The sequence below is a fragment of the uncultured Mailhella sp. genome, assembly GCF_944324615.1.
Lineage (GTDB): Bacteria > Desulfobacterota > Desulfovibrionia > Desulfovibrionales > Desulfovibrionaceae > Mailhella.
Window position 1 is genome coordinate 1 of record NZ_CALUWY010000025.1, and the last position, 21240, is coordinate 21240.

Below are 21240 nucleotides of genomic sequence, written 5' to 3' on the forward strand. Positions count from 1 at the left end.
AGCATTTGATACGAGCAATCTGTTCATGAGAAAGATAAAAAAGTTCCTTCATGGCATCCTCCCTATGCCGACAATAAAAACTTTTTACCCTTTTGGCAATTAATGAGTCCTGAGCCTAGCTGCCGAGTATGGCGGCAAGATCCTCTTCCGGCGTGGAAACGGGACGGATGCCGAATTCCTTCACCAGAAATTCCAGCACGGCCGGAGACACGAAGGCGGGCAGGGAAGGCCCGAGATAGATGTTCTTCACGCCGAGATACAGCAGGGTGAGCAGAATGGCCACGGCCTTCTGTTCATACCAGGAGAGCACCAGCGTCAGCGGAAGATCGTTCACGCCGCACTGGAAGGCGTCGGCCAGGGCGAGAGCCACCTGAATGGCGCCGAAGGCGTCGTTGCACTGGCCCATGTCCAGAAGACGCGGAATGCCGCCTATCTCGCCGATGTTCAGATCGTTGAAGCGGAACTTGCCGCAGGCCAGAGTGAGCACCACGGTATCGGCGGGAGTCTTTTTCACGAATTCCGTGTAGTAGTTGCGGCCGGGCTTTGCCCCGTCGCAGCCGCCCACGAGGAAGAAGTGCCGGATGGCCCCGGCCTTCACGGCTTCCACAATGGTTCCGGCATGGGAAAGCACGGCCTCGCTGCCGAAGCCCGTGGTCACCGTTTCGCCGCCGTTGATGCCGGGCATGGTGACATCTTCCTCATAGCCGCCGAGTTCCAGGGCCTTTTCTATGACCGGAGAGAAGTCCTTCCCGCCGTCGATGTGGCGCATGCCCGGATACTGAACCACGCCGGTGGTGAACACACGGTCGGCATAGCTTTCCTTCACGGGCATGATGCAGTTGGTGGTGAAGAGCACCGGCGCGGGCACGGAGGCGAATTCCTTCTGCTGATTCTGCCATGCGGTACCGAAATGCCCCTTGAAGTGAGGATACTTTCTGAGTTCGGGGTAGGCATGGGCGGGCAGCATTTCGCCGTGGGTGTAGATGCTGACGCCCGTTCCCTCGGTCTGGGCCAGAAGAAGCGCCAGATCGTGCAGATCATGCCCCGTCACGATGATGAAGGGACCTTTTTCCACCGTGCGGGACACGGTGGCGGGAGAAGGCACGCCGTAGGTTCTGTTGGCCTTGTGCAGAAGTTCCATGCAGGCAAGATTGACCTTGCCCGCCTCCAGCACGGCGGCGAGAAGTTCTTCCTTCGTGCTTTCGGAGGCCACGAGGATCAGCCCCTTGTACAGAAAATCCGAAACCTCGTCGCTGGTCGCGCCCAGAACGCGCGCATGGCTGGCATAGGCCGCAATACCCTTGAGACCGAAAAGCAGAAGAGATTTCAGGCTGCGTTCATCTTCCCCGGCCTGCCACAGACGTTCAAGGTCAAAGGCCTGTTTCGCACCGCTTTCCACGCGGATCCGGCGCACCTTCTCCACCATGGCGGCAAGGGAGAGGTCGTCGAAATTCACATTGGTCAGCGTGGTGAACAGGGCGTTCTCCACAAGTTCGTCGAGCCCGGGGGTACGCACGGCAACGCGCGCCAGGGCCGCAAGCTCGCCCACCAGCGCATCCTGCAGGCGCGCCGTTTCAGGCTTCTTGCCGCACACACCGCTTACGGTGCAGCCGGCGCCTCTGGCCGTCTGCTCGCACTGAAAACAGAACATTTCGCTCATAGCCATCCTCCGCAATTCATTATGCAACAGTTTCAGGTAATGCCACACTAGAAGGCTTCACCTCCGAAAACTGTGCTCATGATCACATTCTGCCACGCATTGCCCTGTATCTCAGCTATTTTTCTCCGCGCTGCTCTTCCCTGTTCCAGGCCGTGTAGGGCAGGCGGGAAAGCTCCACATTGAGGTAACGGGAAACCTTGCTCACCTCCTCCCCCAGCCACGGAGGACGAGAAAAGGCCTGATCTTCGGCGTCAAGTTCGATTTCCGCCACGATCAGGCCCTGATTGGCTCCGAGAAATTCATCCACTTCCCACACGCTTCCCTCACAGGCAAAGGTGTAGCGCAGCTTTTCTATGATTTCCCCGGGGGCAAGTCCGTCCAAAAGCGCCTGCGCCTCCTCCAGAGGAATGTCGTATTCAAACTCGCTGCGGGCTATGCCCTCGCCGCGATACTTGATGGTAAGAAAGCCTTTTTCTCCGGCCACGCGCACGCGCACCGTCCTGTCCTGCGTGCGGGCGATGTAGCCCTGCCGGAAGAGCACCGCCTCGCCGAGCCCCCGCCAGCCGTCTCCCGTGACCAGAAACTTACGCTCGATTTCCTGCTGCTTCATGGCACCTCCGGGACGTATCCGCCCCCGTTTCAGAGTGTGTCAAAAGCGTTCCTCCCGCGCCGGCCGCGAAACGATCCGCCATGTTTCTTTTCATAGCCTAAAAAAAGCGGGGCGGAAAGCTGTGCTTTCCGCCCCGCATACATCAGAAGGAATCAGAAACTAGTCGTTGAACTTCTGCTTGAGAAGGTCGCCCAGGGTCTGGCTGATACTGTTGTCGCCGGAATGGTAATCCTTGGGCTTGCGGCGTTCTTCGTCGTCCTTGATCTGCTTGATGGAGAGGCCGAGGCGGCGTTCATCGGCAGAAACATGGATGATCTTGGCCTGCACGGTGTCGCCTTCCTTGTAGAGTTCGGAAGGAGACTTCACCTTCTTGCCGAGTTCGGTCACATGGATGAGGCCTTCGATGCCTTCTTCCACTTCCACGAACAGGCCGAAGTCGGTCACGTTGGTCACGGTGCCGGTGATGATGTTGCCCACGGGGTAGCGGGCGGGCACGGTGCTCCAGGGATCTTCGGTGAGCTGCTTCATGCCGAGGGTGAACTTTTCGTTCTCCTGATCCACGGTGAGCACCTTGGCCTGCACCACGTCGCCGACCTTGTAGAGTTCGCCGGGATGACGCAGCTTCTTGGTCCAGGAGATGTCGGACACATGGATGAGGCCGTCGATGCCGTCTTCAATACCGATGAACATGCCGAATTCGGTGATGTTCTTGATGACGCCTTCAATGACGGTGCCTTCGGGGAAGCGTTCGCCCACGAGTTCCCAGGGATTGGGCTTGACCTGCTTCATGCCGAGGGAGATGCGCTTCTTTTCGCTGTCCACGCCGAGGATGACCACCTCGACTTCATCGCCCTGATGCACCATCTGGGAAGGATGACGCAGCTTGCGGGTCCAGGACATTTCGGAAATGTGCACAAGGCCTTCCACGCCGGGTTCGAGTTCCACGAACACGCCGTAGTCCACAAGGTTGGTCACCTTGCCGGTGTGGTGGGAGCCTTCGGGGAAGCGGGCGGTGATGTCCTGCCAGGGATCGGGCACGAGCTGCTTCAGGCCGAGGGAAACCTTCTGGTTTTCCTTGTCGAAGGAGAGCACCTTGAGTTCCAGTTCCTGACCCAGGGAAACCATTTCGCGAGGATGGCGGATACGCTTCCAAGACATGTCGGTGATGTGCAGCAGACCGTCGAGGCCGCCGAGGTCGACGAACACGCCGTATTCGGTGATGTTCTTGGCCTTGCCCTTGACGATCTGGCCTTCGGCGAGAGTCTGGAGCAGAGCGCTGCGCTTGGTGTCGCGTTCTTCTTCAAGCAGCACGCGGCGGGAAACGATGACGTTGCTGCGGCGGCGGTTGATCTTGAGAACGCGGAATTCGTACTGCTGATTGACGAGGGCGTCCATGTCGGGAACAGGACGGAGGTCGACATGAGAACCGGGCAGGAAGGCTTCCACGCCGCCGAGATCGACGGTGTAGCCGCCCTTGATGCGACGGGTGATGGTGCCGGTGATGACGCCGTTCTTTTCCAGCACTTCTTCAAGCTGATCGAACAGCTGCATACGCTTGGCCTTGTCGAACGAAAGGGTGATGGTGCCGTCCATCTCGTTCTTGCGGGCAACGTACACATCGACGCGATCGCCGACTTTAACCGTTATATTGCCCTGAGCGTCCCGAAATTCTTCAGCGGGGATCTGGCCTTCGGACTTGAAGTTCACGTCCACAAGCACAGTGTCGTCGTCCACGCGCACGACTTCGCCCTTGACGATGGAACCTTCTTCAAGGTCGCCCATGTCGGGGTTGAGATAGTCTTCGAGCGCGCTCGCGAAGCTCATTTCGGAATCGATCTGGTTTTCCATGTTTTCGGCAGTTGCCATACGGATCCTCCAACCTAACAAACAGAATTCTGCCCTCATCAGGCAGGTTTCTCTACATAGCAGGAATGCCATGGATACACAAGTCGTTTCTTTCGCCTTTCCGGGGAAAGGCCTCTTTTTCCGCATCCGTGCAATCTGGACGCAAAAAGGGAAACATTTTATGCTCGTTCCGCGCAAAGCGCATGAAACGCGCCGCGAAAGGACCTTCATATCGCATGGAAAACAGCAAGGATACAGGAGCTCTCGCCGTCAGCGGAGCGGAAGCGGGGCAGAAACTGCTCAATTTTCTCCAGCGCCGCATAAGCGCTCCCACGGGCGATTTTCACCGCTGGATACGCACCGGGCAGGTGCGCGTCAACGGCGGCCGGGCCAGGGCCTTCGACCGCCTGAACGAGGGCGACATGGTGCGCGTGCCGCCCTTTGCCGAACGCCTTCCCGCAGGCAGCGCGAAGGATGTTCCCTCCCCGGAAAAAGGCCCGCATCTTCTCGACATCGTGTTTGAAAACGAGGATGTGCTCGTCATTGCCAAGCCCGCCGGTCTTCCCGTGCAGGGCGGCACCGGGCACAGCGACAGCATAGCCGCAAGGCTTGCCGAAGCGCGCGCCCGCGCAGACTTCGTTCCCGCGCCCGTGCACCGTCTGGACAAGGATACCTCGGGGCTTCTCGTGGCGGGCAAGACCTACGCCGCCGTGCGCCTGCTCACCGACGCCCTCGCCGGACGCGGAGGCGTTCCGCCGCGCAAGGAATACCTCGCCTGGGTGGAAGGGGCCTGGCCCGGTCACGAAGAGCAGGAGCTTTCCGACTTTCTGGTGAAGGATGAAAAGGCAAAGCGCATGCGCTCCGCCTCCAGAGAGGAACCGGAGGCCAGGGAAGCCCGCTGCGTGGTCACGCCTCTGGAGAAGCGGCGCATACACGGGCGGGAACATACCCTGCTTCTGGTGCGCCTGCTCACCGGCAGAACCCATCAGATACGGGTGCAGCTCGCCCTGCGCGGCCACCCCGTGGCCGGGGACCCGTGGTACGGCGAAGCCTCGCGCGAGGGGCTGAAACTGCACGCCTTCCGCCTTGAACTGCCCCTGCCGGGCGGCCGCAGCCGCAGCCTTGAACTGGCTCCTCCGTGGAAAGGTGAATGGAAGGCCGGCCTGCTCAGGCAGCATGACTGAAGGCTCTTTTCCGAAGGGCCGCATGTTCCTTCCGCGTTCCGCGGCCTCTTCGCTTCCGCCTGAGCCATGCCTCAGGGCAGGGTTTTCACCACCAGCCTCCGGCTTGCCGCCCTGCCCATGTCGTCCACCACGCGAAGCTCATGCACCCCGTCCCCGGGGCTCCAGAACAGAGGCTCTCCCGGTACGGAACGGCCGAGAAAACGATCCTTCACGAACCAGAACAGCGCGCCCGCATCGGCATCCGCCCCGGCAATGAGGGCGATGTCGTTTCTTCCGGGGGAGGAAAGGCTGCGCTGATAGACCACGCCTTCCTTGGGGGAAAGAATACTCGGCGGCATGCCGGGCGGCGCATCCTGCCCGCATCCCGGCCCGAAGGGCGGAGGCGGAGGCTTCACCACCCCCGCGCGCAGAAACTGCGCCCGCAGATCCGAAGGCCAGAATTCCCATACCCGCTCCTCGGTGCGCCCGGGAACGGCCACGCAGGCGCGAAGGCCCGTTTCCCTGTCGATGAGAATGGTGCGGAACACTCCCGAAGGCCGCGTGGGTGAGGTGCCGGGAATATACCATGTTTCCGTCACTTCCCCGCACAGGGAAGTATCAAGATCCCCCGTGGCCGCACAGACCTTTTCCCGCGTGATGTTCAGTCCTTCCTGCTGGCGGGGCACAAGGTCGGTCATGGAGGCGTCGGCCGAGACAAGGGCCTGGGCGATATCGGTGAAAAGGGGCGCGGCCACCTCGCCGCCCACCAGAAGAGGATTGGGCGTATTGTCGAAATTGCCCGCCCATACCACCAGCACATAGGGCCCCACCACGCCCGCCGTCCATGCGTCCCGGAAGCCGTTGGACGTGCCCGTCTTGAAGCGCAGAGGCAGGGAACCGGAGGCGCCGCGCACCGCGTGGGCGCCGTCTTCCAGCATGCGGAGCGCCACAATGGCCGCCTCGGGGGAAAGAAGCCGCACGGCGCTCCGCCCCTCTTCTCCGGCATAACGCCGGACGGGCCGCCACACGCCCTTGTTGGCCAGCATGGCGTAAAGGCCGCCGAGTTCCCGCATGGACACTTCCGCCCCGCCCAGCACAAGGCTCAGTCCGTAATGCTCCTCGCTGAAGGGCATCTCCACCCCCGCCCTCTGCAGAAAGGCGTACAGCCCGGGCCTGAGGGCCGAGGCCAGAGCTATGGCCGGGATGTTGCGGCTTGCGCGGAGCGCCTCTTCCGCAGGCAGCGGCCCGCGAAAGACGCGGTCGAAATTTTCCGGATCATAGCCGCCGAAACTGCGCGGAGAATCGGCAAGCAGCGTACGCGGATGTATGAGGCCCTGATCCAGCGCCATGGCGTAAATGAAGGGCTTGAGCGTGGACCCCGGCGAACGCCGCGCCCGCGTGCCGTCCACCTGCCCGGATATGGCGGTGTTGAAGAAATCCGCCGATCCGGCAAGGGCGCGCACCTCCATGCTCGGCCAGTGGATGAGCATGGCCGAGGCGTTGACCAGCCCGTAACGCCTGCCCCGCGCCGCGAAACCGGCCAGCGCCCGTTCCAGAATCGCCTGTGCGTCACGGTCCACAAAGGTGCGCACAGCTTCCCCGCCCCGGGAAAGAGGCAGAAGTTCTCCGGCAAGATGCGGCGCGGCAAAGGGCAGTGCGGAAGGCCCGTATACATGCAGCGCCGCCTTGCCCGAAAGGGAAAGCCGCCCTCCCCGTCCGTGTTCCTCTCCCGCAAGGCGCTGCATTCTCTGCCGGGTCTTTTCAAAGTCCGGCCCGCCGAGAGGACAGCGCCGCACCGGGTTCTGCGGCACCGCCGCAAGGGCGAGGGCCTGCGCGCGGGAAAGGTCGCCCGGAGCGGCATGAAAATAGATGCGCGCGGCCGCGCCTATGCCTTCCACATTGCCGCCGTAGGGCGCAAGGTTGAAGTAGGCCTCCAGAATATCGCTTTTGGCGTAATGATATTCATACTGCAGAGCCCGGGCCATCTGCACAAGCTTGCCTCCCACGCTCTGCGTGGAAAGCCCGAGACGGAGACGGGCCACCTGCATGGTGATGGTGGAGCCGCCCATGCGCCGGGAACCGGTGAGCATGGACAGGGCCGAACGCAGAAGGGAAAAGGGATTCACCCCGAAATGCCGGTAGAAGTGCCGGTCCTCATAGAGGAGCACGGCGCGCACGGCATGGGGCGGCACCTCGTGCAGACGCACGCGCAGACGGTACTTCTCGTCGGAAGTGAGGCCCAGGCGCATGAGACCGCCCCCGCCGTCCAGCACCAGCGGGGAAAACTCCACGCCGTCCAGAAGCGGCGGTTTTCCGCTCAGGGCCAGCCAGAGCCACAACAACGCCACGGGAAGAAGTACCGCCGCCAGAGCGGCCCGCAACACTCCGCGCAAAGAATGCTCCCTGAGCATGCGCCCTTCCCCGGGCGGGAAAGGGCGCATGATGTTACTCCACAACGATGCTTCCGCCCGCGGCATGGGCGTGGATGCTGCGGTTGTACATGGCTTCCGCCTGCACGGCGGGCAGGGCGTACTCGCCCCTGTTCACCGCGCGCACGACATAGGTGAAGGTGGAAGGTTCCGTACCGAGGGACGTGAAGAATATCATTCTGTCTTCCCGGCGGTCGGCGCGCGTGCCGCCCGTACCGCCCGTTCCCACGGGAGCGGCAAGTTCCATTTCAAAGCCGCCGGGCAGAAGATCCACGATGGCCACATTGTCCAGCGTCCCTCCGTAGGCCCTTGCGGTGACGGATACCGTGACCACGTCGCCCTGACGCACGCGCGTCACGGCGTTGCCTTCGCCGTCAAGGTACTTTTTCGTCACTTCCATGCCCTCGGAAAGCGCCGTGTCGGGCACCTTGCGGTCGAAGCCCTGATCCGAAACCTCGAAGTACAGGGCGTCTCCGCCTTCAGGCACGGAAAGCTCGTACGCGGCACAGCCCGGTGCGGAAAGCGTAAGCATGCCGTACAGTTCCTTCGACACGAAGGAGGCTTCCCCGAAACCGGGCTGCATGGCCGTGCAGCGCAGGGATACGCCCTGAGGCACAGGTTCCGCCTTATCAAGGTCGAGCAGCGCCCGCACGGCAAGGGCGGCGGAAAGGCTCACATAGCCCCCGCCCGTGGCGTCCACAAGCTCTTCGGACAGCCCGGCGCGCATGTTTTCCAGAAGCACGGGGAAATGCCGCGCCACCACCGAGACCCGCAGGGCCTGAACGGCAAGCGCGTCCAGCACGCCTCCCCTGAACTCTGCGCCGGGTCTGCCGTACATGGCAATGAAGCCCACGGCGTCCTCATTCATGCGCATGATGGCGCAGCATGCGGCCACCAGAGAAGAGGTCACATCCTCCCGCCAGGAGGGGAAGCGTTCTTCCATCTGTTCCACCAGCTGCGAGAGCGCCTGCGTGGTGATGCGCCCCTCGCGGGTGAGCACCCAGAGGCCGTAGGCCTGGGCGCGCCCTTCCTCCAGCGAGGAGGGCACGCGGTCCAGAATCTTTTCCAGCGCGCCCATGACCTCGGAAAGCAGGCCTCCGGGAAGCGCGGCCCCCTCCTCATGCAGGGTAAGGAGAAAATCCGCGGCATAGGCCGTGACCAGCACATCCGGTTCGCCTCCCGGCCAGGGCGACACGCCACGCCACTGAAGCGCGCTGCGCACGGCCTGTATGGCGTCATCCAGCCTTTCCCGCACCAGTCTGCGCGCCTCTTCAGGCGAATGCGAGGCATCGGAAAGAAGCTCGGGCCGGTTCATGAGCAGGGCAAAGGGGAAGGCGCGGCTGATGCGCTGTTCCACGCAGCCGTAGGGATAGGCGTCGAGATAGCGCACAAGTCCCCGCAGAACGGGCAGAGGCAGCGCCGACACCGAGGCCGAACCCTTTGCCTCGTAAGGATAAAGACTGCGTCCCGTGGAAAGCGTCATGGACGAAGAGGCCACGCCGACCTTAAGACTCTCGCGCAGGGGAGAAGCCGGACGGACGGACAGGGAAGACTCGCGCGTTGCCAGCACGTCCCCGACCTTCACGGTGAAGCGCATTTCCGCGTTTCCGGGAATATCCCCCACCTCCACGCGGAAGGGAAGCACCACTTCCGTGCCGGGAGCCACGCTCAGCGTTCCTGCCGGAGCTTCCACCACGCGGAGCGCCGCATCGCCCTCCAGAGAAAGCCCGGCTTCCAGCAGCGCGCCCGTATGGTTGGCCACGGCCACGGCCGCCTCGAACACGTCGCCCGGAGAAGCCAGCAGCGGCATCTGCGGCGTGATCACCACGGGAGCACGCACCGTTGCCCGGGCCTCGGCACTGCCCGCCTCACCGGCCGACGAGGCCACCGCCATGACGCGCACCGTGCCGTTGTAATAGCCGGGAACGGGGATTTCCACGGGATTTTCCCCTTCCTTCACATCCACAAGCCCGAGCCAGAAGCTCATGGGAGGTTCGTTCTTCCGCTTGAAGGGATTGTGGAAACGCCCTCCGGCCATGCCCATGTCCCCGCCGAAGGCGGGCATGCGGAACGAGCCGTGCTCGGGCATGAGCAGGTCGAACATCTGCATGGTTTCCACCTCAAGCGCCCTGTCGTTGAGCAGGTAGCGCAGAGGATCGGGCGTGGGAAAGGCCGTGAGGCTGAGCACGCCCTCATCCACGGCGAAGATCAGCGCCTTGCCCGCATGGCGGGAGGAGATGTTTGCGGCAATGACGCCGCCGGGGCGCACAGGTTCGGAAGGCACCGTCACCTTCAGCCCCATGTCGCGCTGCGCCACATTGACGGAAACAGGCGCCACCGAAAAAACATAGGGCTTCATGAACACATCCTTCGAGTAAAGGGCACGCACAAGGGACACATGCACATAGGCGCGGCCCTCGAAGTCATGAGGAACCTCGATTTCCTGCACGCTGTCCCCGGCAGGCGCACGGAACCAGCGCCAGGCCTCCACGCCGTCGCGCTCGAAGGTGACAAGGCCCGTGCCCTCATAGGGGGCGGAAAGGAAAAAGCGCACCTTTTCCCCGGAGACAAGCTCCGTTTTTTCCAGATGCATGCGCAACGTGCCCGAAGGCAGTCTTTCCTGCTCCGCAAGGCGCAGATCGTCGTTGCCGGCCACGGTAAAGGGCACCTGCGCCATGACGCGGCCTTCCCCGTCGCGCACGGAAAGCAGGTATTCGCCGCTTTTTTCCGTGGGCAGGGCAAAGGTGAGGCGGCCTTCCGCATCCACCCTTCTCGACTCGCCGGAAAGAACGCGGTCCACCGGCGTTTCCTCGTAGCGGTAACGGCCCTCCCTGTCGGTGACGAGGCTGGTCACATAACGCCGCTCCGACACCTGGAAGGAAAGTTCCCCGGGATCGACGCGCGCAAGATCGGGCCCCAGAGCCAGAAATTCCAGCCCCGCATCGCTTCCCCGGGGGATGAACTCAAGGTTGCCCCCCGTACCCGTGGGCCTGAAGCCCAGCACGAAGCGCAGAGGTGAAAGAAGAAAATCCAGCTCTTCGGTCACGCTACGCCCGCCGCCTGCCTCAAAGCCTTCCACCAGCACATGACAGTGCAGCGTGCCGCCGCGCAGCTTTTCCAGCGGCAGGGGCAGGACCACGCGGCCTTCCCCGTCGGTGCGGAACTCGCCGAGTTCCATCGTCAGCGCGGAACCCTGATAGGGCATAGCGTCGTGGAAGGTGAAATCCTCATAGCCCGGGAAGGACAACGGCGCAGGCCACAGGGAAAGGCGGCCGCGCAGACGGCGATCCGCGGCAGGCATGCCGTAGAGGTTTCTGAGCGAAGCCTCCACCCCGACGGCGGAGGCGCCCAGCCAGCCTCTGCCGGGCGCAGGATCAAGGGCAAGGGAAAGCTCCATGGTGTCGGGCTGGAACTCCTCCACCCGCACGGCGGCGGAACCCAGCACCACGTCCACACCCTGCCTGTCCGGCGTACGCACATTGAGACGGTAACGGCCCGAAGGCGCGCTTTCGGGAAGATCCAGACTCAGTTCCGCCAGACCTTCGGGCCCCACGGTGAAGCGGCGCTCCAGCAGCGTACGCTCCGCCGGATCGAGAAGTTCGGCCACAAAGGGCATGTCGGAAGGCAGCTCCTTCCAGTCGCCGCGGCGCAGCAGCATGCCGAAATGCAGGGTTTCGCCGGGACGGAATATGCCCCGCTGGCTGAACACATAGGCGTTTATGCCGTCGGCCTCGCTGGTCTGCCCCTGGGTGGGGAAGCGGGAAACGTCCACCTGACGGCTGTAATCATCAAGGGAAAGCCAGGCCATGTCCTCGCCTTCCGCACTGCGCAGAAGCGCGGTGACGGCAACGGGCCTTTTTTCCCGCGCAAGACCGGAAACGGAAGGAAGCGAGGCCCGGCCGCGTCTGTCGCTCACGGCCTCGGCCACGGGCTGTCCGTTGGCCCCGAGTATGCGCACCACGGCTCCGGCCACGGGTTCCCCGCGGGAAAGGGAGCACACGAACACGTCGCGCCCGCCGTCCGCACCTTTCTTGACGATCATGCCCATGTCCGTCACCAGAAGGAAGCGTTCGGCGCGGGCCACCTCCTTTTCCCCGTCCATGCCCGTAAGCTCAAGGCGCATGAGGCCGTGCCCGTCCCTGAGAAGGGGCGTGACATCCAGCACGGAGAACTGCGGCACACCGGGCGGCGTGCGTCTGAGGGAAAGCGAACCCTCCCTGCTTTCGGTCACGTTGTCGAGGGGAAGTATCGCCCCGCTGAAGGGCGAAGGCATGGAGGCCAGAAGGCCGAGATACGGATCAAGCACGCGCTGCGTCCGCCAGCGTATGGACGTAAGGCCGCTGGAATGGATGTCCAGCCTGCGTTCTCCTCCCAGGGCAAGCACGTTGCCGGGCTGGAGGAAATCAAGCTCCGGCCGGAAGGGCGCGGCATGAAACACCTCGTTCCACGAACGCGCCAGGGTATATTCCTCCGAAGGACCGAAGCCTTCGGGCAGGTGGAAAAGCACATAGGTTCCCGGCTCCGCCACCACGCGGAAGCTCATCCGGTTCACGGCAGCATCGGGGCTCTGCAAGGGCTCCAGCTGCACGGGACGGGCGCGGGAGAGCACTTCCTCGTCGATCACCGGGGCCGCCGTCCATACCGTGGGCGACGACGCCCCCTTCTGCAGCGTGCGGGGGAGCTGAAAGGCCTTTATGTTCCGGGCCACGGCGTCGGGCCGCACCAGAAGGCTTGTTTCCAGACTGAGCCGGTATTCCCCGGCAAGATTCTCATCATGCGCAATCTCAAGGGAAGAGCGGCTCACGGCAAAAAGCGTGCTTCTGCCGGGGACCGTCACCTGTCCGGCGGCCACTGCGCGCCCTTGGGGCACCTCCCATCCCGTCCCCTTGCCGTGCACTTCACCGGCAACGCCGGGCAGGGAAAGCGTGACCACGGAAGGCTCGCCTGCCAGAGCCTGCACACGCATTCTCACAAGGCAGGACGTGTCCCCGCTCCAGACAAATTCCGGCGCGCCGAGGCGCAGCCCTTCGGGAGAAACACGGATCTGCACATCCCGCTCGATCACGCGCCTGTCGGGAGGCGTGGTGAAGGAAATGTCGAAGGAAACGGCCCTCTCCCCCGCGGGATCAGGGTCAATCCACAGTCCGCCCTCCAGCCTGAGGGCCGTAAGGGGCGGCGTGGAGAAGGAACATACCGGAGCGCTCAGCTTCACGCGGGAAGGCAGGGGCATATTCCTGAGAGAAAGCGTATAGGTCGTGTCCGCAGGCCAGGCCTGCCGGGGACGGAAGGCGAACGTCCTGCCGTCTGCCTCCCAGCGCCAGTCGCCCGGCACGTCCGGCTCAAGCTTCACGCCGGTCACCGGCGCTCCGTCCCTTCCGGGACTTGCCGCACAGCGGCTCGCCCATTCCTTCCCGTAGGCTTTTCTGCACAGGGGTTCATCCGGCTGAATATGCACTCTGAGCGCATCGTCGCCCTCAAGGGGCGCATCAATCACGGCCCGGAGAAAGGCCGGAGCCTCCCGCGAGGCGCCGAAGGCGGGAACGGCCATGCAGTACAACAGCAAAAAAAGCGGAAGCGCCATGCGGTAACGCATAAAAATCCTCTCTGCTGAAGGGGTTTGGGCCAAGCATAGAGGAGTTGTCATCTGCTGACAAGGAGGGAAAACTCTCCTTCCCCTCTCTTCCTTCCTTTCTGACGCGCCCTGTACCGTCGCACATGCTCTTCCCTTCCCCGCCATTCTCTCTTCCTTGCTTTTCCAATCATGCGGGCACGCCCCTCCCTTCCGAAAAGTCTCTCTCTGCCGTAAACGCGCCGCCATGCGGCAAGGTATGGTGAACACTCCCTTTTCTTTGCCTGTTGCACCCCTCCAGCGATGCCTTTTACGCCCGTACAGGCCGGAAGAAGTACCAGAAGAGCCCGTTCCTTTGCAGGAAACGGGCTCTTCAAACGGCGGACTCGCCGGAAAAACAAAAAAAGGCCTAGAACATGCCGGGCAGATGAATGCCGCCGGAAATGTTGGCCATCTCGCGTTCGAGGTTGGCACGACCGATGCGCACGGCTTCGTTCACGGCGGTGATCACGAGATCCTGCAGCATTTCCGTATCGCCGCTTTCCAGAATGCTCTTGTCGATGGTGATGGACTTCATTTCCTGGCGGCCGTTCATGACCACCTTCACCATGCCGCCGCCGGCGGAAGCTTCCACGTCCTTTTCGGCCATTTCCTGCTGGAGCTTCGCAATCTTGTTCTGCATCACCTGAGCCTGGCGCAGCAGGTCGTTCATGTTCTTCATGCCATGTCTCCTTGAAAGGCAAGGGCCAGCGGCCCTTTTGTTGCGATGTTAACGGTTGATGGGGGTGCAGCGCACCAGTCTGGCGTCGTAGACGTCCTGAAATTTCCTGATCACGGGATGCTGCTGAATCTCTTCCTTCAGCTCCGCCTCGGTACGCACGATTTTCTGCGGCGGGCGGAAGGCTATGCGCAGGGGGCGGCCCGCCCATGCGGCGGCAAGCTGCTCCAGAACATGGAGTTTTTCCTTGCGCCTGAGCTGCTGCCCGATGACCTGGGAAAAAGCCTGAAGCACAAGCCAGTCGCCGCGCACCTCACCCGTCACCTGCCGGAGCATGGGAATGGGGATATCCCGGTTTTCCTGGCAGGTTTCAAGAAAGGCGTCCCAGGTGAGGGAGGCATCCACCGGCACATTCTTCCAGTCCTCGTTCCGCGTCTCCGGGGCCTGAGTTTCAACAGTTTTGACTTCCTCCGTCAAGTCTTGAACCGGGGCGGCGGAAGGCTCCGGGAGCTTTTTCTCCGCAACGGAGGGCGCGGGCGCAGCCTGTGCGGAAAAAGCCTCTTTCTTTTCCACAAAAGCCGGGGGCGCGGCCTCTTCCCTCACCACGGCTGCAGGGGCGGGAATGCTTCTTTCCGGCATGGCGGAAACAGGGGCGGAAGACGCCTGCTGCGGCGCAGGGGAGGAAGGCGCGGAAGAAGAGAACGGCGCGGCGGAAGGCGCAGGCGCCGTTCCCGCCGCAGGCGGAGTCTGAAGAGCCGCACCCAGATCCTCCAGAGGAAGCAGACGCGGCAGCATGGCCAGATTGAGAAGCAGAAGTTCCAGCCCGGCGGAAGGCTCAAGGCTGGTCAGAATGCGGCGCTGGGAATCGAGCGTCATCTGCCATGCGGCATGAATATAGGTGAGGGTGAAACGCGACGCGGCGGCGATGAGGCGCTTTTCCTCGGCCTCCGGCAGATTGAGTTCCCGGGCCGCACCGGGCCCGGCCTGACGGATGAGAAAAAGGTTGCGCCACAAGGAACACAGCTCCCGCAGAAAGAAGCCCATGTCCGCCCCCTGGGCGAGCAGCTCACGCACCAGAGCGGTGATGCCGACGGCATTCTGTCCGGCAAGGGCGTCCAGAAGCTGATCCATCACTTCCCGCCCGGCAAGGCCCAGCACCTCGCGTGCCTGCCGCGCCGTGAGCGGTTCATCCGGCGCGCACCCCAGAGCCAGCACCTGCCCGAGCAGCGACATGGAATCGCGCACGCTCCCCGCCGCGCGGCGGGCGATGAGGCGCGCGGCCTCGGGCTCGAACTCGCGGCCCTCGCGGTGCAGAATATCGCAGATGTGCTCTTCCAGCACGGCTTCGGGAATCTGCCGGAACACGAAATGCTGACAGCGGCTGATGATGGTCACGGGAAACTTGTGCTGTTCCGTGGTGGCCATGATGAAGGTCACGCGGGCGGGCGGCTCCTCCAGCGTCTTGAGCAGCGCGTTGAAGGCCTCCTTGGTAAGCATGTGCGCCTCGTCGATGATGAAGACCTTGTAACGGCCTTCCAGAGGCGCATAGCCCACGGCGTCGCGCAGGCGGCGGATGTCGTCGATGCCGCGGTTGGATGCGCCGTCGATTTCCACCACGTCCACGAAACTGCCCTGCGTGATGCGCCGGCAGGCGTCGCACTGATTGCAGGGCTCCCCGGTGGGAGCATGTTCACAGTTGAGCGCCTTGGCGAAAATGCGGGCTATGGTGGTCTTGCCTACCCCGCGCGTGCCGCTGAGAAGATAGGCCGGAGCCACGCGATCCTCGCGCGCCGCGCGGGAAAGAATGGATTTCACCATGTCCTGCCCGACCACCTCGGCAAAGGTCTGCGGCCGGTACAGGGCCGCAAGGGAAGCGTTTGCTGCCATAATATATCCGCTCTGGCCGCGCTCCCTGCGGGGAACACGGCGGATGTGCGGCCCGACAAGGGCCGGAAGTTGCATAAACTCGGGGAAGTTTAAAGCCTGCCCCGGTTCCGGTCAAGGGAGCGGAAAAAGTCCGCCCGGGCATGCCCGGCAAACCTTTCCGCGTGACGCGCTACCTTGCGAGTTCCTGAATCTTGGCAAGCCCGTCCTTGAGCTCCTCGCGTATCTTGCCGATGAGCGCCTCGGCCTGCGGGCTGAGGTGCTTGTGATGCCTGAGCAGAATGCCGTTGTGCACCGGGGGAAGAATGCCGTCCAGAGGATAGGAGCGCAGCCCTTCCCCCAGATTGCCGTATTTGCTGGCCATGAGACACAGCTCGTCCATGACGGCCACCCCCATGCCCTGTTTCACATAACGCAGCATGAGATGATAGTTGTTCACGCTGAGCACCGTCTGCAGCGGCCGGGAAAGGGAGGCAAGGGAGGTGTCGAAATACTGGTCGCCGCCCTCCTCCATGTTCTCGGCCAGAAAGGAAATGAACGGAAGACGGATGAGATCCTCCTCCGTGGGCCTTTCGGGCAGGCCGAACTCGTTGTCCTCCCGCGCAATGAGCAGAGGCTTGGACGTGAAAAGTTCCTCAAGGTGACAGTTCGGCACTTCACGGGTGATGCCGGTAAGGCCGAAATCCACACGGGAACTGACCACATCCTCCACGGTTTCATAGGGCAGCGCGCGCCGTATCTTGATGCGCACCTCGGGGTGTTCCCTGCGGAATGCCGCAATGACTCGCACAACTCGTGCCGAAAAGGGCAAATTGCTGGAAATGCTGATGGTTCCGCGCAGTACTCCCGACGGGGAACTGATGTCGGACTTCATTCCGCGTAAAAGTTCAAAGGTGGAAATAGTCCAGGAAAGAAGGCGCTCCCCTTCGGGCGTGATCCGCAGCCTTTTCATGTATCTATCGAATAATACAGTATCTAATTGCTGCTCAAGCTGTCTGATCTGCCAGCTGATGGTGGAGGGGTTCCTGTTCATGAGCTGGGCGGCCTTGCGTATGCTGCCCGTTTTGGCCGTGTAGTAAAACCCGCGTAAATGCTGAAAAAAATCGCCACCCAGTTCTTCAATCATGGCCGAGCCTCCCATGTCTGAATCGAGCTGAACCGTTGCTGTATGATTTCATCAAACAATAAAATTTTTTTTTCGATTTGACAACTGAAGTCCTTTTTGTGAAATCATAGACGCGACGGGAATGATTCCACGCGACAGCCCCTTCCGTTGTCCCCGCCCGCTGCCGCGCCTCTTTCCCACCGACGTATTTTCAGAATCAGGGAGGAGTCATGAAAAGTTCAACTCATCCGCTTGGCACGATGATCGAAACGGATGTGCTCGTTATCGGCTCCGGCGCATCCGGCTGCGGCGCGGCTCTGGGCGCGCGCGAGCAGGGTCTGGATGTCGTGCTGCTGGATAAAGGCAAGCTGGAAAGTTCCGGCTGTATCGGTGGCGGCAACGACCACTACATGGCCATCCTGGACGAAAAGGGAACGCCTTTCGACACCGCCGAAGACCTTGTGAAGTTCTACGCCAAGCCTCTGAACGGCTGGACGCCCGCCATGCTCACCAACGGCTGGTACAACCACATGGTGCACATGCTCAAGCGTCTTGAAAAGTGCGGCGTGGAGTTCAGCAAGAACACCGACGGCACCTACAAGCGTACCCAGGGCTTCGGCCAGCCCGGCACCTGGTGGGTCCACATCGCCAACGGCATGACCATCAAGCGCGTCATGGCCCGCATCGTGCGCGATTCCGGCGTCCATGTGCTCGACCGCATCATGGCCATGAAGATCCTCACCGACGGCGGCAAGGCCTGCGGCGTTCTCGGCTGGAACGTGGTGACCGGCGAATATGTCATCATCCGCGCCAAGACCGTGGTTTCCGCTCAGGGTCGTTCTTCCACCCGCGGCTACAACAACTCTACGCACAACCCCTACAACGTGTGGATGTACCCCTACAACACGGGCGCGGGCGTGGTGCTCGGCTATGATGCCGGCGCCGCCGTCACCGAACTCGACACCTATCAGCGCGCCACCATGGAACCCAAGGGCTACGGCTGCCCCGGCATGAACGGCATCAACAGCTCCGGTGCGCATGAAATCAGCGCCGTGGGCGAACGCTTCATGTTCAAGTACGACCCCATGGGTGAAAACGGCGTACGCAACAACCAGATTCAGGGTACCTACCAGGAACAGCTGGAGGGCAACGGGCCGCCCTTCTACATGGACATGCGCCATGTCGACCCTGAAATCGTGCATGAACTGCAATACATCCTCATGCCCGGCGACAAGGCCACCTTCGGCGACTGGGCCGACTGCACCGGCACCGACTTCCAGCACAAGCTTCTGGAAGTGGAAATCGGCGAACTCATCTTCGGCGGCACCATCGCGGTGAACGATCAGTTCGAGACCACCATTCCCGGACTGTTCTGCGGCAGTATCTTCCTGTACTGCTCCGGCGCCATGTGCGGCGGCTTCGAAGCTGGCCGTCAGGCTGCGCTCAAGGCTTCCGGCATGGAACAGGCCGGAAAGATCGACGAAGACCTCGCGGCTCAGGTGAAGTCCTCCATCTTCGCCCCCCTCGGCAACGACCAGGAACTGACCTATCAGGAACTGGAAGAAGCCGCCCGCAACGTCATGATGTACTATATGGGCTTCCGCCGCTCCATGGCCGGCATGGAACGTGCTCTGGAAAAGATCACCTTCCTGGAAGATCAGATTCCCCAGCTCCATGCAGACAGCCTGCGCGACCTCATGCGCTGCCACGAATCGTGCGAAGTGCTCAAGGTCTGCGAACTGGCCATCAAGGCCACCATGGAACGCAAGGAATCGGGCCGCTGCGTGTACAAGATCATTGATTACCCCAAGATCAATCCCGACATGGCAAAGCCCCTGCTTCTCATCAAGGGCGAAAACGGCACCGAGTACCACTGGGGCAAGGCCCCTCTTCTGTAGAGCCCTTTCCGTCTGAAACCGTCCCGGGGCCGAGGCCCCGCGCGGTTTCCCGGCGCCGGAACCGGCTTCCGGACGCCTCCCTCCCCGGAAAAGGGAGCGGATCAGTCACTCAAGGAGTATTATCATGCCGCCTAGATACAGTCGTGAAATCACCATGCCCATCGTCATGGGCGACAGCCTCAAGGAGCAGTTCCGCACCTCGCCGTGCGAGCACTTCTGCCCCGCGGGCAATTCCATCCAGAAGATGCAGGCTCTTGTGGAAAAGGGCGAATTCGATGAAGCCCTGCGCTACCTGCGCGCCAAGAATCCCTTCCCCGGCGTGACCGGCCGCGTCTGCCCCCACTTCTGCCAGTCCAACTGCAACCGCGCAGGCTACGACGCCTGCGTGAACACCCGCGCCCTGGAACGCGCCGTCTACGACCATGCCACCCTCGGCACCGCGCAGTTCAAGCGCCGTCCCTCCACGGGCAAGAGTGTGGGCGTCATCGGCGGCGGCCCCGCCGGTCTGACGGCCGCCTACTTCCTGGCCCTCCTCGGCCATGATGTCACCGTGTACGAAGCCAACCCCGTGCTCGGCGGCATGGCCCGCTACGGTGTGCCGGATTTCCGTCTGCCCCGCGATGTGGTGGACCGCGAACTCGGCTGGGTGCTTGAAACCGGCGTCCGTGCCCGCGTGAACACCCAGGTCGGCCGCGACATCTCCTTCGCCGACCTGCGCGCCGCGCATGACGCCGTCATCGTGGCCACCGGCACGCCCAGGGAAAACAGCCTGCCCATCCCCGGTGCGGAATGCGCCGTGAAGGCCGTGGAATTTCTGCGTGAAGCCTCCCTCGGCCTGCGCCCTGAAGTGGGCAGACGCGTGGTCGTCATGGGCGGCGGCGGTGTCGGCTTCGACGCCGCCTTCGTGGCCCGCCGTCTCGGCGCGGAAGAAGTGCATGTCATCTGCCTGGAAAAGGCCGGTGAAATGCGCGCTCCCGAGGAAGACCTCGTCCAGGCTGCGGAAGAAGGCATCCAGATCCACAACTCCTGCACCATGTCCGCCATCCGCACGCAGGACGGCAAGACCGCCGGTGTGGATTACTTTGAAGTGCAGGAATGCCGCTTCGATGAAAAGGGTCACCTCACCCTGGTGCCCGTGGAAGGCGGAAATCACAGCCTCGACTGCGATACCGTGATCTTCGCCGTGGGCATGAAGACCGACCTCGGCTTCATGAGCGAAGCCGGTGTGGAACTCACCCCCCGCAACTGGATCGTGGTGAACAAGGAGCAGGCAAGCTCCGCTGAGGGCATCTTCGCCGCCGGCGACGTGTCCTCCGGCCCCGCCTCCATTGCCGGCGCCATCGGCGACGGCCGCCGCGCGGCCTTCGGCGTTCACGCCTGGCTCACCGGAGAAAAGTCCCGCGTCTACGTCATCGGCGACGACAATACCATCGTGGCCCGCGACGATCTGGCCGGAACCAAGGAACCCTATGTGGTGCCCATGGAGGAAATCTACGGCATTCTCCAGTACGAGAAGACCGAGCCGCAGAAGCCCGCCTGCACCAACCACATGGACTTCACGGAAAACAACGCCGGATACACCGCCGAACAAGCCATGATCGAAGCCGCCCGCTGCATGCACTGCGGTCACTGCAAGGGCTGCGGCACCTGCGTGGACGACTGCCCCGGCTATGTGCTGGAACTCAAGCACCTGGAAAACGGCCTCGACAGACCCGAAGTGGCCCATGGCGATGAATGCTGGCACTGCGCCAACTGCCGCACCAGCTGCCCCACCGGCGCCATAGGCTTCCGCTTCCCCCTGCGCATGCAGGTGTAATTCCTTTATCCCTCGTAAAAAGCTCCCTGTCCGCTCCGGCGGGCAGGGAGCTTTTTCGTCCCTTTTCTTGATTCTTATTTCACAATACCATCTCCGCGCGGAAGCCTCAGGCCCGCGTTTCTTCGGCCGATTTCATGCCCCATCACCACAAAATCGGCCTTTCTTCCCCGAAAAATGCGCAAAAAAGCGCCCGGAGGGCATCTTTTTTCCCGAAAAACGAGGCAGGCCGGCTTTTTCCGGCAGGTTCATGTTCAAAATATCCCGCTCCGGTGCCTTTTCTTCCGGCGACATGAGAAAAGAAAGAATAACACATTTTGCTGATTTTATTCACATCTTTTTATCATTTCCGGCATTTTTCCCGCCCTCTGCACCGGAAAAAGCCTTTTCCGGAGTGTATGATTTCATCAAACAAAAATTAAAAATTATCGCTTTGACTTATTTTAGTTAAAATGTGATTTTTCTATCAACATATCACGCATTCCGCGCGACCGGGGGCGGCACAGCCGCCGTTTCCAAGGGGACGGAAATGACCGGGAGCGCAAG

12 protein-coding genes are annotated in these 21240 nt (G+C 62.2%); 4 read left to right on the plus strand and 8 right to left on the minus strand.

What is annotated here, in order from left to right; all coding sequences use genetic code 11:
* Positions 1–115 precede the first annotated feature (115 nt).
* The 3 genes from hcp to Q0K07_RS07135 all read right to left on the minus strand — a co-directional run bounded on the left by hcp (position 116) and on the right by Q0K07_RS07135 (position 4136).
* Positions 116–1651, minus strand: coding sequence for a hydroxylamine reductase (hcp, locus tag Q0K07_RS07125; protein ID WP_294558078.1), 1536 nt, complete (start codon positions 1649–1651; stop codon positions 116–118).
* Positions 1652–1775: 124 nt separating this feature from the next.
* On the minus strand, positions 1776–2270 hold the full coding sequence (locus Q0K07_RS07130) for a CYTH domain-containing protein (RefSeq protein ID WP_294558039.1): 495 nt from the start codon (positions 2268–2270) through the stop codon (positions 1776–1778).
* A 159-nt stretch (positions 2271–2429) separates the two neighbouring features.
* On the minus strand, positions 2430–4136 hold the full coding sequence (locus Q0K07_RS07135) for a 30S ribosomal protein S1 (RefSeq protein ID WP_294558040.1): 1707 nt from the start codon (positions 4134–4136) through the stop codon (positions 2430–2432).
* 215 nt (positions 4137–4351) lie between these two features.
* Between Q0K07_RS07135 and Q0K07_RS07140 the strand changes: the two genes are divergently transcribed.
* Entirely contained in the window at positions 4352–5299 is a 948-nt protein-coding gene (locus Q0K07_RS07140) for an RluA family pseudouridine synthase (protein WP_294558041.1), read from the plus strand.
* A gap of 71 nt (positions 5300–5370) precedes the next feature.
* Here Q0K07_RS07140 and pbpC read toward each other — a convergent pair whose 3' ends face one another.
* The 5 genes from pbpC to Q0K07_RS07165 all read right to left on the minus strand — a co-directional run bounded on the left by pbpC (position 5371) and on the right by Q0K07_RS07165 (position 17004).
* Positions 5371–7662, minus strand: a complete 2292-nt coding sequence (gene pbpC / locus Q0K07_RS07145; protein ID WP_294558080.1) for a penicillin-binding protein 1C — start codon at positions 7660–7662, stop codon at positions 5371–5373.
* 61 nt (positions 7663–7723) lie between these two features.
* Complete coding sequence (locus Q0K07_RS07150) at positions 7724–13300, minus strand: MG2 domain-containing protein (RefSeq protein WP_294558042.1); 5577 nt, start codon at positions 13298–13300, stop codon at positions 7724–7726.
* Between the two features lie 385 nt (positions 13301–13685).
* Positions 13686–13997, minus strand: a complete 312-nt coding sequence (locus Q0K07_RS07155; protein WP_294558043.1) for a YbaB/EbfC family nucleoid-associated protein — start codon at positions 13995–13997, stop codon at positions 13686–13688.
* A gap of 48 nt (positions 13998–14045) precedes the next feature.
* Entirely contained in the window at positions 14046–15881 is a 1836-nt protein-coding gene (dnaX, locus tag Q0K07_RS07160) for a DNA polymerase III subunit gamma/tau (protein ID WP_294558044.1), read from the minus strand.
* 169 nt (positions 15882–16050) lie between these two features.
* Positions 16051–17004 (minus strand): LysR family transcriptional regulator, encoded by a 954-nt coding sequence (locus Q0K07_RS07165; RefSeq protein ID WP_294558045.1) that lies wholly within the window; start codon positions 17002–17004, stop codon positions 16051–16053.
* A gap of 209 nt (positions 17005–17213) precedes the next feature.
* Here Q0K07_RS07165 and Q0K07_RS07170 point away from each other — a divergent pair, with 209 nt between their 5' ends.
* The 3 genes from Q0K07_RS07170 (at position 17214) to Q0K07_RS07180 (ending at position 21145) form a co-directional block, all read left to right on the plus strand.
* The gene (locus Q0K07_RS07170; protein ID WP_294558047.1) at positions 17214–18881 is read left to right on the plus strand and encodes an FAD-binding protein; all 1668 of its coding nucleotides are present in this window, start codon (positions 17214–17216) and stop codon (positions 18879–18881) included.
* A gap of 124 nt (positions 18882–19005) precedes the next feature.
* Positions 19006–20697, plus strand: coding sequence for an FAD-dependent oxidoreductase (locus Q0K07_RS07175; protein ID WP_294558049.1), 1692 nt, complete (start codon positions 19006–19008; stop codon positions 20695–20697).
* A gap of 67 nt (positions 20698–20764) precedes the next feature.
* Positions 20765–21145 (plus strand): hypothetical protein, encoded by a 381-nt coding sequence (locus tag Q0K07_RS07180; RefSeq protein ID WP_294558051.1) that lies wholly within the window; start codon positions 20765–20767, stop codon positions 21143–21145.
* The last annotated feature ends 95 nt before the right edge of the window (positions 21146–21240 follow it).

What these genes read in the sequence shown, in the direction of transcription:
- Q0K07_RS07165 (WP_294558045.1), bottom strand. Translation starts at nt 17,004, where the DNA reads ATGATTGAAGAACTGGGTGGCGATTTTTTTCAGCATTTACGCGGGTTT.
- Q0K07_RS07135 (WP_294558040.1), bottom strand. Translation starts at nt 4,136, where the DNA reads ATGGCAACTGCCGAAAACATGGAAAACCAGATCGATTCCGAAATGAGC.
- dnaX (WP_294558044.1), bottom strand. Translation starts at nt 15,881, where the DNA reads ATGGCAGCAAACGCTTCCCTTGCGGCCCTGTACCGGCCGCAGACCTTT.
- Q0K07_RS07130 (WP_294558039.1), bottom strand. Translation starts at nt 2,270, where the DNA reads ATGAAGCAGCAGGAAATCGAGCGTAAGTTTCTGGTCACGGGAGACGGC.
- hcp (WP_294558078.1), bottom strand. Translation starts at nt 1,651, where the DNA reads ATGTTCTGTTTTCAGTGCGAGCAGACGGCCAGAGGCGCCGGCTGCACC.
- Q0K07_RS07140 (WP_294558041.1), top strand. Translation starts at nt 4,352, where the DNA reads ATGGAAAACAGCAAGGATACAGGAGCTCTCGCCGTCAGCGGAGCGGAA.
- Q0K07_RS07150 (WP_294558042.1), bottom strand. Translation starts at nt 13,300, where the DNA reads ATGCGTTACCGCATGGCGCTTCCGCTTTTTTTGCTGTTGTACTGCATG.
- Q0K07_RS07170 (WP_294558047.1), top strand. Translation starts at nt 17,214, where the DNA reads ATGAAAAGTTCAACTCATCCGCTTGGCACGATGATCGAAACGGATGTG.
- Q0K07_RS07175 (WP_294558049.1), top strand. Translation starts at nt 19,006, where the DNA reads ATGCCGCCTAGATACAGTCGTGAAATCACCATGCCCATCGTCATGGGC.
- Q0K07_RS07155 (WP_294558043.1), bottom strand. Translation starts at nt 13,997, where the DNA reads ATGAAGAACATGAACGACCTGCTGCGCCAGGCTCAGGTGATGCAGAAC.